The sequence below is a fragment of the Prescottella equi genome, assembly GCF_020171745.1.
In the GTDB taxonomy this organism is placed as follows: Bacteria; Actinomycetota; Actinomycetes; order Mycobacteriales; family Mycobacteriaceae; genus Prescottella; species Prescottella equi_A.
This window is the reverse complement of the sequence record NZ_JAIVAH010000005.1, coordinates 167,412-179,349: the sequence shown is the minus strand read 5'-3', so window position 1 is coordinate 179,349 and position 11,938 is coordinate 167,412. Positions and strand designations below refer to the sequence as shown.

Genomic DNA, 11,938 nt, shown 5'->3' with positions numbered 1-11,938 from the left:
CGGCCGCGGGGGTTGGTAGAGTCCCGAAGAAGGTTAGCCTTTGCTATCTTCGGCAACGAAACATTGCGGGACCCGTTCGGGGTCGGTGCCACGAGGACGGACATGAGCGATGACTGAAAGTCAGCGGACGGCGAGCGAGAACTCGCTCGGGTCGGAGGAGACGCTCGACCTGATCGGGATCGGGTTCGGACCGTCGAACCTCGCGCTCGCGATCGCGATCGAGGAGCACAACGCAGACTGCGCGCCGGCCGACCGGATCCGGGCCCGGTTCTTCGAGAAGCAGCAGGCATTCGGCTGGCACCAGGGCATGGTGCTCGACGGTGCGACCATGCAGATCGCGTTCCCCAAGGACCTGGTCACCTTCCGCAACCCGCGCAGCGGCTACACCTTCTTCTCTTACCTGCACGAGCGCGGCCGCCTGGTCGACTTCGTCAACCACCAGACCTTCTTTCCCACCCGGGTGGAGTTCCAGGACTACCTGCAGTGGGCGGCCGCGAAGGTCGACGCCGACGTCGACTACGGCACCACTGTCGCCGCGGTCGAGGGCATCGACGACGAGGGTGTCGTCGAGCGGTTCGAGGTCGTGCTCGCGGACGGCCGCACCGTGCGCGCCCGGAATGTCGTGGTCGGTGCCGGGCTGCGGGAACGCCTGCCCGAGTGGGCGACTCCGTCGTCGCGGTGCTTCCACAACCATCAGTTCCTGTTCCGCATCGCCGAGATGCCGGAGCCGGTGCACCAGCGGTTCGCGGTGGTCGGCGCGGGCCAGAGCGCTGCCGAGGTGGTGCAGTACCTGCACGCCAAGTACCCCCAGGCCGAGGTGCACAGCGTCTTCTCACGGTTCGGGTTCAGCCCGGCCGACGACAGCCCGTATGCCAACCGCATCTTCGATCCGGGCACAGTGGACGAACTGCACGCCGCGCCCGCGGAGGAGCGGGCCCGGCTGCTCGAACTGCATCGCAGCACCAACTACTCCTGCGTCGACATCGAACTGATCAACGAGCTGTACGCCACCGAGTACCAGGAGCGGGTGCGCGGCGAGCGACGCCTGTTCATGCGTCGTGCGTCCGAGGTCAGCGGCGTGCGGGAGGCCGACGAGGGCATCGAGGTGTCGGTGTACAGCACGCTCGACGGGCTCACCGACACGCTGATGTGCGACGCGCTGGTGCTGGCCACCGGATTCGTCCCGACTCCGCTGGGTTCCCTCTTCGGCGACTCGCTGCCCGACATCGGTAACGATCGCGGTGTGGGCCGCGACTATCGACTCGAGGCCGGTCCGGGCGTCCGCGGGGGCATCTACCTGCAGGGTGGTACGGAGAAGACTCACGGACTGACGGCATCACTGCTGTCCAATGTCGCGGTGCGCGCGGGAGAGATTCTCGATTCGATTCTCGCTCACCGAGATATCAGCGGTCGCCTTGCTAGGCTGACTGCAGACAACCCGTACGCGACAAGCGAGGTTAGATGAGCACCAATCCGTTCGACGACGAAGACGGCCGCTTCTACGTGCTGGTCAACGATGAGGACCAGCACTCCCTGTGGCCTACGTTCTCCGAGGTCCCGCAGGGCTGGAGGATCGTTTTCGGTGAGGATTCGCGCCAGGCATGCGTGGAATACGTCGAGAAGAATTGGACCGACATGCGGCCGAAGAGCCTGCGTGAGGCCATGGAGCAGGACCAGAAGAACGCCGCAGAATAAGCTTTCCCGGCCGACTAACCCACTTTCGGAGTGACGGAGTCGGCCGCAGAATTGCTCATCACCACGCTGCGCCGCCCGAACCTCGGGCGGCGCAGCGTCGTGTTTCGGCGCATCCGCGGCGGGCGACGCAGCGTCCGCGCACCCCATTCACCGAGGGTGACGCCGGCAGCCAGCGCGCAGCCGATGCCGAATGCGCCCAACAGCGCCGTCAGCCCGATGATCACCTCGTTGTTCAACATCGCGTACAGGCCGCGGTACAGGGACAGGCCCGGCAGCAGCGGTGTGATGCCCGCGACGGCCACGACGAGCGGCGGCGTCAGCGCCCGGCGCGCCATCAGACCACCCGCGAAACCGATCACGGTCGCGGCGATCGCCGACGAGATCACCGGCCCGATGCCCAGGCTCTGCGCCAGCACGAAGAACAGCAGACCTGCGGCGCCGCCCAGACCGGCCGCGGTGAGCGCCCGCCGCTCGGCGTAGCAGGCGAGTGCGTAGAACATCGAGGCCAGCGCTCCGGCGATCACCTTCACCGGGAGCTGGGTGAGGTCGGGTTGCGCGTCGTTGCTGATCACCGGGAGGTTTGCTCCCAGCGCCGACGCGACCCGCAGCGACAGCGCGACGCCGGCGATGATGCCGCCGGTCATCATCACGACCTCGAAGAATCTGGCGGCCGCGGTGATCGGGGCACCGGTGATCGCGTCCTGCACGGAACCGACCAGTGACAGCCCGGACAGCAGCACGACGACGCCCGCCGCGATGATCTGCGACGGCCTGATCACGACGCCCAACTGTTCCTGGAACATGTAGAGCGCCGTCGCCGGCGCGGCCGCGATCAGGCCGCCCATCATCTGCTGGAAGAAGTACGGCAGCCCGAAGCGGTTGAGTACCCGGTTGACGCGGTCGATCACGACGGTGGTGAGGAACGAGACGACGACGATCAGCGGGCCGCCGCCCAGCAGCACCGCGACCGCCGCGGCCAGTCCGGCCCAGCCGAGCGTCGCGACCCACCGGTTGTAGGGGTGCGGGGCGGAGACGATGGCGTCGAGTGCGGCGTGCGCCTGCGCCGGCGTGATCGCCTCGAGCCGGATGCGACGGGTGAGGCGGTCCGCGGCCGCGAGGCGGGTGAAGTCCATCGACCGGTAGTGCACGATCCGCATCGTGCTCGCCGGGGGAATCAACGGCCCGCGATGCGCCGACACGACGATCGAGTTGTACGTGACGTCCACGTCGCACTGCGCCAGGCCGTATGTCGCGGCAATGAACTTCACCTGCGTCGCGGTGTCGATCGCCGACGTGCCCGACGCCAGCAACACCTCGCCGACGCGGACCGCGAGGTCCAGAACTTCGGCGACCCGCGCGTCGTCGGTGAGATCGATCGGCTGCAGCGGGGTCGGCGCGGCGGTGACCGCGTCGACCGTCGCCCGGCGGTCCTTGACGAGACTGCCGAGCGATGCCGCGAACCTGCGCATGTCAGACGTCGGTGACGAGATCCTTCTCGCTGAGATCGGTGGCCTCCAGTGCCTCTTCGAGAGTGTCGTGCCGGAAGACGGCAGTCACCTGGTCGTGAACCACGCGGAAGGCGGTGGCGACGGTTTTGGTCACGTCCGGTTCGGACGACCAGGTGGCCTGTTCCTCGACGACGACGACGCCGTCGTGCATGAACATCCGGCCGGGAACCAGTGTAGGGGCGGCCGTCGTGGCCCACTCGCGTAGAGCGGTGAGCCCCTGCGCGGCCCCCTCCGAACCGGCCAGTTCGATGTCGTCGCTGGAGACCGCCAGCAGCGTGTCGATATCGGACGAGTTGAGGGCGTCGTGCCACGCCAGGATCGTGGCGATCTCCGAGATACGCATGAGACAACGCTAACGAAAGCGGGCGGCCGTGGCACGGTTACGCGCACCACTGTGGGCTATGGATATGATGGGCGCGCTCCACTGCCTCCTTAGCTCAGTGGTAGAGCACTCGCCTTGTAAGCGAAAGGTCGTCGGTTCAATCCCGACAGGGGGCTCCACGACAAATCCCCTCGCCGTTCACCGGTGAGGGGATTTTCGTTTGTGCGCAATTCTCGTACTCGCGCTCAGAGCGCGAACCCGTTTCCGCTGCCCGCGGCCGCCACGGTGAACGTCGGGATCTTCTCGTCGGCGTCGTGCTTCAGGAGCTGGACCCGCACACCGGATTCGCAGCGGCGCTTTCCGACGATGCGGCCGAAGCACCAGTTTCCGCTGTCGAGCGAGATGAGCGTCTTGCGTCCGCGACGCATCATGGTCGATCTCCTTGGAAGTCGTGCCGGTGTGACAACTCCAGGTTCTCTCTCCGGGGGGTGTGAGTGCCACGTGAGAACTACCCGTTCGACTACCTGTGTTCGATACCCCCGGGCACCCTCGAATCCCCGCGGAAAGCGCTCTGAACTGGAGCTGTCCCGCGGTTTTCTCGCTCACTGAGAATCAGGGCCGATCGGACGAACGCGCCGGTAGAAGTGACACGACAACAACCGACTGTTCGGTCCGTCAACGGCGCAAGCGTCCGGACGGAGTCGGAACATCGATTCAACCTTCGAAGGGAGTGCACGTGAAGTTGATGACGGAACAGCTCGCCGATTTCGCCCAGGGATTCCGGCTCGAGGACATTCCTGGCGATGTGGTCGAGTACGCGAAGCTGATCATCTTCGACACGTTGGTGGCCGGCATCGGCGCCGCACATCTGGAGCGGACGAAGATGGCCCACGAGGTCGTCGAGCGACTCGGTGGGCCGGCCGAGGCGACGGTTCTGGGCTCGAAGGTGAAGGCCCCCGCAGCGACCGCCGCCGCCTTCAACTCCGAGATCATGTACGCCCTCGATGTCGACGACACCTTCTTCAACTCGGCCCACTTCGCGACGATGGTCGTCGCGCCCGCCCTTGCGGAGGCCGAACGGATCGGCGCCGGCGGCGCAGATCTGCTGCGCGCGTCCATCCTCGGCTACGACGTGAACGCTCGACTCAACCTGGGCTGCTCGTTCATGGAGTACGTCGACGGCAACTTCCGGTGGTCGCAGCTGATGGGCAGCGGCTACGCGTCGCTCGGTGCCGTCGTCTCGGCCGGGCTCGTCTCCGGGCTGAGCCGGGACAAGATGGTGCACGCGCTTGCCATCGCCGCAGGAACCGCGCCCACGGCCCGTAACCCGAAGATGTCCGAGCGCATGGACCTGGCCTCGTACAAGGTGTGCCCCAACATGCACATCGTGCAGTCCGGCATGACGGCGCTGCTGCTCGCCGAGGCGGGCTATCGCGGCGAGGTCGACCTCATGGATGTGCAGCCCGGGTTCTTCGAGGCCCAGGGTTTCCTCTCGGTCAAGCGCGACTTCATCCTCGAGGGTATCGGTGAGCACTGGTGGATCATGGACAGTGCGGTCAAGTACTACCCGTCGTGCCGCTACACCAGCGCGCCGATCGACACGCTCGCCGACCTCATGCGTGATGAGGGGCTGACCGCAGACGACATCGAGCACATCGACGTTCGACTGCCCCCGGCTCCCTACAGCCAGCGGGTGTTCAACGATTCCGCGAAGAGCATCGAGCCGGACCATCTCGCTCCGCTCAACGGCTGCCTCAACATTCCGTACCAGCTGGCGCTGACGGCCCTCGGCGTGCGCCCCGGGGCGCGGTGGTACGAGCCGCAATACACGCAGGACCCCGCCGTGTGGGCGATCGCATCGCGCGTGACGACCAGTCCCGATCCCGAAGTCGATCGGGAGTGGCAGAGCATCGTGACGGAGTCGGACATCGGCCGCCCCCGCCGCACCCGAGGTTCGCTGACGATCACCGCGCGCGGCCAGGTGTACGTCACCGACGTCGAGTATGCGCGGGGTGACCCGTGGACGGAGCACACCAAGGCGACGTGGGACAGCCTGCTGGACAAGGCAATCGACTTCTGCGGCGACTACATGCCGGTGGAGCGGATCGAGCAGCTCGCCGAGGCGGTGCGCAAGCTCGACTCGCTCGGGAACGTCGCAACCGACCTGGCTCCGCTGCTGGAGGTCGGGTGACCACGGGTATGTCGTGACGGGCTGAGGGCCCATCCGAGGGTTGATTCGAGAGCGTGGACCCTTCCGCTGATTCGGGCGGGAGGGCCCACGTCGTGCGTTGGATCCCTTGCAGTGCAGACGATTACGAAACTTCTGGCCATTTCCCGTTGTGCGAGAAGGGCGTAGTCGGGCCGGCGGCGGGCCGACCATCCTGTGCGGGAAGTGATCGGTATCACCAGAGTCTTCGGAGGGGCATGCATGACGGGAGCGAGGCTGAACGGTGCCGGCGCGAACCGGGGTACGACAGCTGCCGGGGAGTCGCCGTCGATGGCGGCGAGGATCACGCTCATTATGGCGGTCTTCGACGGCCCGTCGGTGCTGCTGACCGGAGACGACGTGGTCTCGTTGACGGATCTACCGCGATCGACGACGTATCGGATTCTCGATCAACTCGCGCAACTGAATTGGCTCGAGCGAGAGGACGCGCGCTACCGGTTGGGTTGGCGTGTGCTCGCCCTCGGCGGCGACAACGGCCGCGACGAACTGCGCGCGGTCACGGCGCCATTGCTGCACGAGTTGTACCTGCGGACCAGGTTGGTCGCGCACCTGTCGGTTCTCGACGGCACCGATCTGGTCTACCTCGACAAGGTCGGAGGGCGGTGTGCGTCGACGATCCCGACCTGCGTGGGTGGCCGGGTGCCGGCGCACTGGACCGCCGAGGGGCGGGCGATGCTCGCGATGCTCGCACCCGACAGGCTCGCGTCGCTGTATCCGACCCGCGCGTCCGCGGGGATCAGCCTTCCCCGCCTGCAGCGGGACATGTTCAGGATCCGGGCACGTCGCGGACTGGCCATCGATGTCGGAAGTGGATCCAGGGACAGCGTGGTGAGCATGGCGGTGCGATTCCGCGGCGAGGAGTCCGGGCTGGTGGCCAGTGTGTCCCTGCGGGGGCATGTCTCGGCCGCGGTGATCGAGCGCGCGTCCTCCGATGTGGTCGAGGCCGTGTCGTCGGTCGCGCGTGCGCTCTCTCCGGTGGGACCGCGTTCGTGACGGGCACGTCAAGTACGCGTCGTACGGGCGGACCTGGCTCATCGTGCTGAAGGGCAAGCGCGGCATGGCATTCGACCGCTGGCTCGTCAAGTGGACCGGGTTGTCGATCGTCTCACTGCAGTACGCCCTCGCTGGCGGCAACAAGTACACGCCGACGCTGTACATGGCCACCACCGGAGCCAAGACCGGTCAGCCGCGGCCGGTCGCGCTGCCGTACCTCCGCCGGGGGAACGATTACATCGTCATCGGGTCGAACGCCGGCGGGCCGGTCGACCCGGGTTGGGTCTTCAACGTGCGGAAGCATCCGGACATCGAACTGCGCGTCAAGCGTCGGCGGATCGCGGTGACCGGGCGCGTCGCGTCCGAGGAGGAGTGGGCCGACCTGTTTCCGTTCATCGTCGAGAAGAAGCCCAACGTGGCGCACTACCAGAAGCGGGCCACCACCCACGGTCGGCAGATTCCGTTCGTGATCCTCAGCCCCAAGCGGGTGTGACGATCACGCCGCCGGGCAGCGCCGGATTCAGAGGGCGAAGCCGTCGCCCACGGTCTGCTCGGCGACGGTGAACGTCGGGTACTTCTCACCGGCGTCGTGGTTCAGGAGTTGGACCCGCACACCGGATTCGCAGCGGCGCTTTCCGACGATGCGGCCGAAGCACCAGTTTCCGCTGTCGAGCGAAATCAGTGTCTTGCGTCCTCGACGCATCATGAGCCGTTCTCCTCGGAAGGTCGTGTCGGTGTGACAACTCCAGGTTCCCCCTCCGAGGGGTGCGGGGGCCACGTCAGAACTACCTGTTCGGCTACCTGTGTTCGGCCCGGGCGACTACCTGTTCCACGGCCCCGCGCGCAGGTCAGCGAGCCCCACCGCGCTGCTGCGCGGTGGGGCTCGGATCGTGGTGCTCGACGACGCGTCGGCCGGGTAACCGCGTCAGGCGGTCAGGCGGGCGCGGACCACGCTGTCGTGGATGGTCATCTCGTGGTCGTCGTGGGTGACGGTGCGCGACACCGACGCGGCCGTGTCGACCGTCCACTTCTGCGGATCGAGCAGCGCCACAACCTCGTCGGGGGTGAAGAACAGCTCCGGTCGGGGCGGGCGCGGGACGCCGGCGTCCAGGTCCGACGGGTGGTGTCCGACGATCAGCAGCGTGCCGCCGGGCGCGACCAGCTCGGCGAGGCGGGTGTAGAGGACCTCCCGCTCACCCGACGGCAGGTGCACGTACTGCGAGGTCACCAGGTCGTACCGGGTGGTGCCCGGATCCCACTCGAGCAGGTCGGCCGCCTCCCAGGTCACCCGGTCGGCGATGCCGTCGCCGGCCTCGGCCGCGTGCTCGGCGGCCCGCTCGACCGCGACGCTCGACAGGTCCATGGCGTGCACCGTCCAGCCGCGTCGGGCCAGCCAGATGGCGTCGGCGCCCTCGCCGCAGCCCACGTCGAGCGCGGTGCCGGGCGCCAGCTCCGACGCCTCGTTCACCAGGTTGGCGTTGGGGTTGCCGCTCCACAGCCGATGGCTCGAGCGGTAGCGCTCGTCCCAGAACTCCTTGTCCAGCACCTCTGGCAGGTCGGTCATTTCTGGGCTCCCTTCTGGTTCTGCGCCCGGCGTTCCGCCACGGCGCGTTCGGTGTCTTCGGCGATCAGGTCGTTGTTGATGGCGACGGCGGCGGTCGCGGCGCTCGCGGCGGCCGCGAGAACCTGCGCCTTGACGTCGGTGACGTTGCCCGCCACCCACACACCCGGGACCTTCGTCAGCCCCGACCAGTCGGCCGGTACGAACCGGCCGCCGCTCATCGGTTCGAGTTCGGTCTCGAGGCCCAGCGAGGTGAGCGCGTCGACGCGCGCCACGAATCGCGGCGCCACCACCAGCGCCCGGCGGGCCACGACCGTGCCGTCGTCGAGGCGCACCCCGGTGAGGCGGTCGTCGTCGATCGCCAGTGACGCCACCCGGCCGGTGACGACGCGGACGCCGCGGGCCGAAAGCTGTTCGCGCTCCTCGTCGGTCGGCTCCGGGGCGGTGTGCAGAAACAGCGTGACGTCGTCGGTCCACTGCCGGAACATGAGCGCCTGGTGCACGCTCATCGGGCCCGTCCCGAGGACACCGACCGGTGCGTCGTTGATCTCCCAGCCGTGGCAGTACGGGCAGTGCAGGACGTCGCGTCCCCACCGCTCGCGCACGCCGGGGACGTCCGGCAGTTCGTCGACCAACCCGGTGGTCACCAGTACCCGCCGGGCGTCGACGCTGCGGCCGTCGGCGAGGAGGACGGAGAAGCCGTCGCTACTGCGTCGGACGTCGGAGACCCTGCCGTCGACGATCTCGCCGCCGTAGCGGCGGACCTCGTCGGCGCCGATCCGCGTGAGCTCCGCGGGCGCGATGCCGTCCCGGGACAGGAACCCGTGCACGCCCTCGGCCGGGGCGTTGCGCGGTTCGCCGGCGTCGATCACCAGCACGGATCGTCGCGAGCGTGCCAGCATCAGTGCGCCCTCGAGGCCCGCGGCACCGCCGCCGATCACGACGACGTCGTATCCGTTCGAAAGTTGCTCTGTCATGTTCTTCCTCCCCGTCGTTCGTCCGGCCACCACGATGCCGACGGCACCCCGAAACGCGCAACCTTTGTTGCCGAAGTGGCAAGCTGGTGTCATGGACGACGCCGACGACATGGACCGGATCCTCGACGCGGTGGGGCCGCGACTGCGGGCCCTGCGCCAGCAACGGGGCACGACGCTGTCCGACCTCGCGGCCGATACCGGGATCTCGGTGAGCACGCTGTCGCGGCTGGAAGCGGGCCAGCGGAAGCCGAACCTGGAGTTGCTGTTGCCGCTGGCCAGGGCGTACGGCGTGCCGCTCGACGAGCTGGTGGGGGCGCCGGAGACCGGCGATCCGCGGATCCACCTGAAACCGATCACCCGGGGCGGCAAGACGATCGTGCCGCTCACCCGCAGGCCCGGAGGCATTCAGGCGTACAAGCACGTGATCCCGGGGGCACGCGGCCCGCAGGTCCCGGACCTACGGGTGCACGACGGGTACGAGTGGCTCTACGTCCTCAACGGCAGGCTTCGACTGGTCCTCGGCGAACGCGACATCGTGATGCTGCCGGGGGAGGCGGCGGAGTTCGACACCCGCGTGCCGCACTGGTTCGGGTCGGCGGGCGAGGAGCCCGTCGAGTTCCTGGGGTTGTTCGGCCGCCAGGGCGAACGCGCGCACATCCGCGCGCGGCCGGCGCGCGACGAGACGGGGGAGTGAAACCGGGGCCGGCCTCACTTGTCCTGGTGGGCGGCGGGGGCGTCTCCGAACATGGCCGCGATGCGTGACTTGATCTCTTCGGTGCTGATCGATCCGGTGCGGATTCCGCTCGCGGTGGTCTGACGAGAGTTGGAGATGGTGTTCATACGACTGCTTCCGTGCCCTTTCAGGTACTTCGGGCCGTCCAGCGCCTGCGGCACTGGAGTAACCGGCGACGCCGTGTCCGTCGTGGACCATCGGCGCCAAGGCCAGGCTAGCGACGAAAACCCGGCCCGGGCGGGCTCCCCGGAAGTGGTTACCCAACCGGAATGAACGGGCCCGAAAGACGGTCGAATCGTTACGAATCGGGGCCGAACGCGGGACGAAGGCCCCTAGTCTTCGACCATGTCGACGGTGAAGGTTCCGACGCCCGACGGATCGATCGACGCGGTTCTCGAGACACCTCCCGACGCAGGCCCGTGGCCCGGCGTCGTGGTGGTGCACGACGCGCTCGGCGTCGGGCGGGACATCCGCGACATCACCGCCCGCGTCGCCGCGCACGGGTATCTCACGCTCACCCCGGACCTGTACACGCGCGGAGGGCGCACCCGTTGTGTGGTCGGGACGTTCCGGGACCTGATCCGGCGTCGAGGTCGTGCCGTCGACGACCTGCTCGCGGCCCGCGACCTGCTGACGGCCCGCCCCGACTGCACCGGCTCGGTCGGCGTGATCGGCTTCTGCATGGGTGGCGGGTTCGCGCTCGTGCTGGCGCCCGAGGGGTTCGACGCGGCCGCGCCGTTCTACGGTCCGCTGCCGCGGGACATCGAGGACGCGCTCGGCGGGGCGTGTCCGATCGTCGGGAGCTACGGGGCACGCGATCCGATCCTGTGGGGTGCCGGCCGCAGACTCGACGCCACCCTGACCCGACTGGGCGCCCCGCACGACGTGCAGACCTACCCTGGCGTGGGGCACAGCTTCGCGAACCGGATCGTCTCGGGTCGAGCCAACGCGCTGGCGCGGATCGTCGGCATGGGCTACGACCACGACGCGTCGCAGGACGCGTGGCGTCGGGTGTTCGCGTTCTTCGACGAGCGCCTGTCAGGCGGGACCGAGGGATAGATCGGGCCCGCGCCCGCCCTTGAGCCAGCGGCCGGGCAGGCGTCCGGCGAGATCGCCGAGCGGGCCGACGGCCGCACTGAGCACGCCGACGGTCTCCTGCAGCAGGTCGATGCTCGCGCTCATCCGCTGCAGGTTCGGGGCCAGCGCGGTGAGCGTCTCCGACAGCGCGACGATCTGGTCGAGCGGACCGCCCTCCGCGATCAGTCGTTCGAACGCGCCGTCCTCGGCGAGCAGCGTGTCGAGGATGCCGTTCTCGGCCAGGGCCTTGTCGACGATGCCGTCCTTCTTCGTCAAACGTTCGACGGCTCCGTCCTCGGCGGTGAGCCGCTCGAGCGGCCCGTCCTCGGCGGTGAGGCGATCGAGCAGGCCACCCGGCGCGAGCAGGCGTTCGAGGGGGCCGTCCTGCGACAGGATCCGATCCACCGGCCCGTCCTCGGCCAGTACCCGCTCGAGTGGGCCGCCGGGGGCGAGGACTCGTTCGATCGCGCCGCCGGGTTCGAACAGACGCTCGAGCGTGCCGCCGTCGGAGGTGAGACGGTCGACGACGCCACCGGGTGCGAGCAGCCGATCGAGAGGTCCGCCGGGGCGCAGCGCCTGACCCAGCGGCCGGTCGTCGGACGCGAGGGCGGCCAGTTGCTGAACCAGTTGCAGCGGCCCGCGCGGATTGGCGAGGGTGGCGGCGCTGACACTGGTGACCGTGGTGCTCGACAGTGCCAGCCGCGTGGTGGCCAGTGCCGTCTCGGCCACCTCGAGCGCCGCGTCCGTGACGGCGAGGCCCGCCCGGACCGGGAACATGATCGCTGACACCAGGTTCATCCGATAACTGTAACCTGCGCCACACAGTCAATCGGGGCGTTCGGTTC

General features: G+C 68.4%; 15 protein-coding genes and 1 tRNA gene. 8 read left to right on the top strand and 8 right to left on the bottom strand.

Annotated elements, in window-relative coordinates; genetic code table 11:
* Positions 1–109: 109 nt before the first annotated feature.
* Together LCL87_RS04325 and LCL87_RS04320 are read left to right on the top strand one after the other, a co-directional pair.
* A complete protein-coding gene (locus LCL87_RS04325) occupies positions 110–1,465 on the top strand; it encodes a SidA/IucD/PvdA family monooxygenase (protein ID WP_225017041.1) in 1,356 nt (451 codons plus the stop codon).
* Positions 1,462–1,695 carry an MbtH family protein gene (locus LCL87_RS04320; protein WP_005515491.1) on the top strand — a complete coding sequence of 78 codons (234 nt, stop codon included), beginning with the start codon at positions 1,462–1,464 and terminating at the stop codon, positions 1,693–1,695. The genes LCL87_RS04325 and LCL87_RS04320 overlap by 4 nt, the downstream gene beginning before the upstream one ends.
* Before the next feature lie 14 nt (positions 1,696–1,709).
* Here the strand turns inward: LCL87_RS04320 and LCL87_RS04315 are convergent, their stop codons facing one another.
* Complete coding sequence (locus LCL87_RS04315) at positions 1,710–3,164, bottom strand: threonine/serine exporter family protein (RefSeq protein WP_225017040.1); 1,455 nt, start codon at positions 3,162–3,164, stop codon at positions 1,710–1,712.
* Between the two features lies 1 nt (position 3,165).
* Positions 3,166–3,546, bottom strand: coding sequence for a nuclear transport factor 2 family protein (locus LCL87_RS04310; RefSeq protein WP_225017038.1), 381 nt, complete (start codon positions 3,544–3,546; stop codon positions 3,166–3,168).
* An 83-nt stretch (positions 3,547–3,629) separates the two neighbouring features.
* Between LCL87_RS04310 and LCL87_RS04305 the strand changes: the two genes are divergently transcribed.
* Positions 3,630–3,704, top strand: a tRNA-Thr gene (locus LCL87_RS04305).
* Positions 3,705–3,770: 66 nt separating this feature from the next.
* Here LCL87_RS04305 and LCL87_RS04300 read toward each other — a convergent pair.
* Positions 3,771–3,956 carry an enoyl-CoA hydratase gene (locus LCL87_RS04300; protein WP_225017036.1) on the bottom strand — a complete coding sequence of 62 codons (186 nt, stop codon included), beginning with the start codon at positions 3,954–3,956 and terminating at the stop codon, positions 3,771–3,773.
* Between the two features lie 314 nt (positions 3,957–4,270).
* Here LCL87_RS04300 and LCL87_RS04295 point away from each other — a divergent pair, with 314 nt between their 5' ends.
* The 3 genes from LCL87_RS04295 to LCL87_RS25735 all read left to right on the top strand — a co-directional run bounded on the left by LCL87_RS04295 (position 4,271) and on the right by LCL87_RS25735 (position 7,238).
* Positions 4,271–5,716: an MmgE/PrpD family protein gene (locus tag LCL87_RS04295; protein WP_225017122.1), complete on the top strand. Its 1,446-nt coding sequence runs from the start codon at positions 4,271–4,273 to the stop codon at positions 5,714–5,716.
* A gap of 237 nt (positions 5,717–5,953) precedes the next feature.
* Positions 5,954–6,745 carry an IclR family transcriptional regulator domain-containing protein gene (locus LCL87_RS04290; RefSeq protein WP_225017034.1) on the top strand — a complete coding sequence of 264 codons (792 nt, stop codon included), beginning with the start codon at positions 5,954–5,956 and terminating at the stop codon, positions 6,743–6,745.
* On the top strand, positions 6,714–7,238 hold the full coding sequence (locus LCL87_RS25735) for a nitroreductase/quinone reductase family protein (RefSeq protein WP_225017032.1): 525 nt from the start codon (positions 6,714–6,716) through the stop codon (positions 7,236–7,238). Before LCL87_RS04290 ends, LCL87_RS25735 begins: the two co-directional genes overlap by 32 nt.
* Before the next feature lie 27 nt (positions 7,239–7,265).
* Here LCL87_RS25735 and LCL87_RS04280 read toward each other — a convergent pair whose 3' ends face one another.
* From LCL87_RS04280 to LCL87_RS04270, 3 genes are all read right to left on the bottom strand, one after another.
* Positions 7,266–7,451, bottom strand: a complete 186-nt coding sequence (locus LCL87_RS04280; protein ID WP_225017030.1) for an enoyl-CoA hydratase — start codon at positions 7,449–7,451, stop codon at positions 7,266–7,268.
* 219 nt (positions 7,452–7,670) lie between these two features.
* Positions 7,671–8,309: a class I SAM-dependent methyltransferase gene (locus LCL87_RS04275; RefSeq protein WP_225017028.1), complete on the bottom strand. Its 639-nt coding sequence runs from the start codon at positions 8,307–8,309 to the stop codon at positions 7,671–7,673.
* Positions 8,306–9,283 (bottom strand): NAD(P)/FAD-dependent oxidoreductase, encoded by a 978-nt coding sequence (locus tag LCL87_RS04270; RefSeq protein ID WP_225017026.1) that lies wholly within the window; start codon positions 9,281–9,283, stop codon positions 8,306–8,308. Before LCL87_RS04270 ends, LCL87_RS04275 begins: the two co-directional genes overlap by 4 nt.
* 91 nt (positions 9,284–9,374) lie before the next feature.
* On the opposite strand from LCL87_RS04270, the gene LCL87_RS04265 reads away from it, so the two are divergent.
* The gene (locus LCL87_RS04265) at positions 9,375–9,977 is read left to right on the top strand and encodes an XRE family transcriptional regulator (protein ID WP_225017024.1); all 603 of its coding nucleotides are present in this window, start codon (positions 9,375–9,377) and stop codon (positions 9,975–9,977) included.
* Positions 9,978–9,991: 14 nt separating this feature from the next.
* Here the strand turns inward: LCL87_RS04265 and LCL87_RS25730 are convergent, their stop codons facing one another.
* A complete protein-coding gene (locus LCL87_RS25730; RefSeq protein WP_510850690.1) occupies positions 9,992–10,123 on the bottom strand; it encodes a hypothetical protein in 132 nt (43 codons plus the stop codon).
* A 238-nt stretch (positions 10,124–10,361) separates the two neighbouring features.
* Here LCL87_RS25730 and LCL87_RS04260 point away from each other — a divergent pair, with 238 nt between their 5' ends.
* Positions 10,362–11,075, top strand: coding sequence for a dienelactone hydrolase family protein (locus tag LCL87_RS04260; protein WP_225017023.1), 714 nt, complete (start codon positions 10,362–10,364; stop codon positions 11,073–11,075).
* Here the strand turns inward: LCL87_RS04260 and LCL87_RS04255 are convergent.
* Positions 11,055–11,891: an ABC transporter gene (locus LCL87_RS04255; RefSeq protein ID WP_225017021.1), complete on the bottom strand. Its 837-nt coding sequence runs from the start codon at positions 11,889–11,891 to the stop codon at positions 11,055–11,057. The genes LCL87_RS04260 and LCL87_RS04255 overlap by 21 nt on opposite strands.
* Positions 11,892–11,938: the final 47 nt, after the last annotated feature.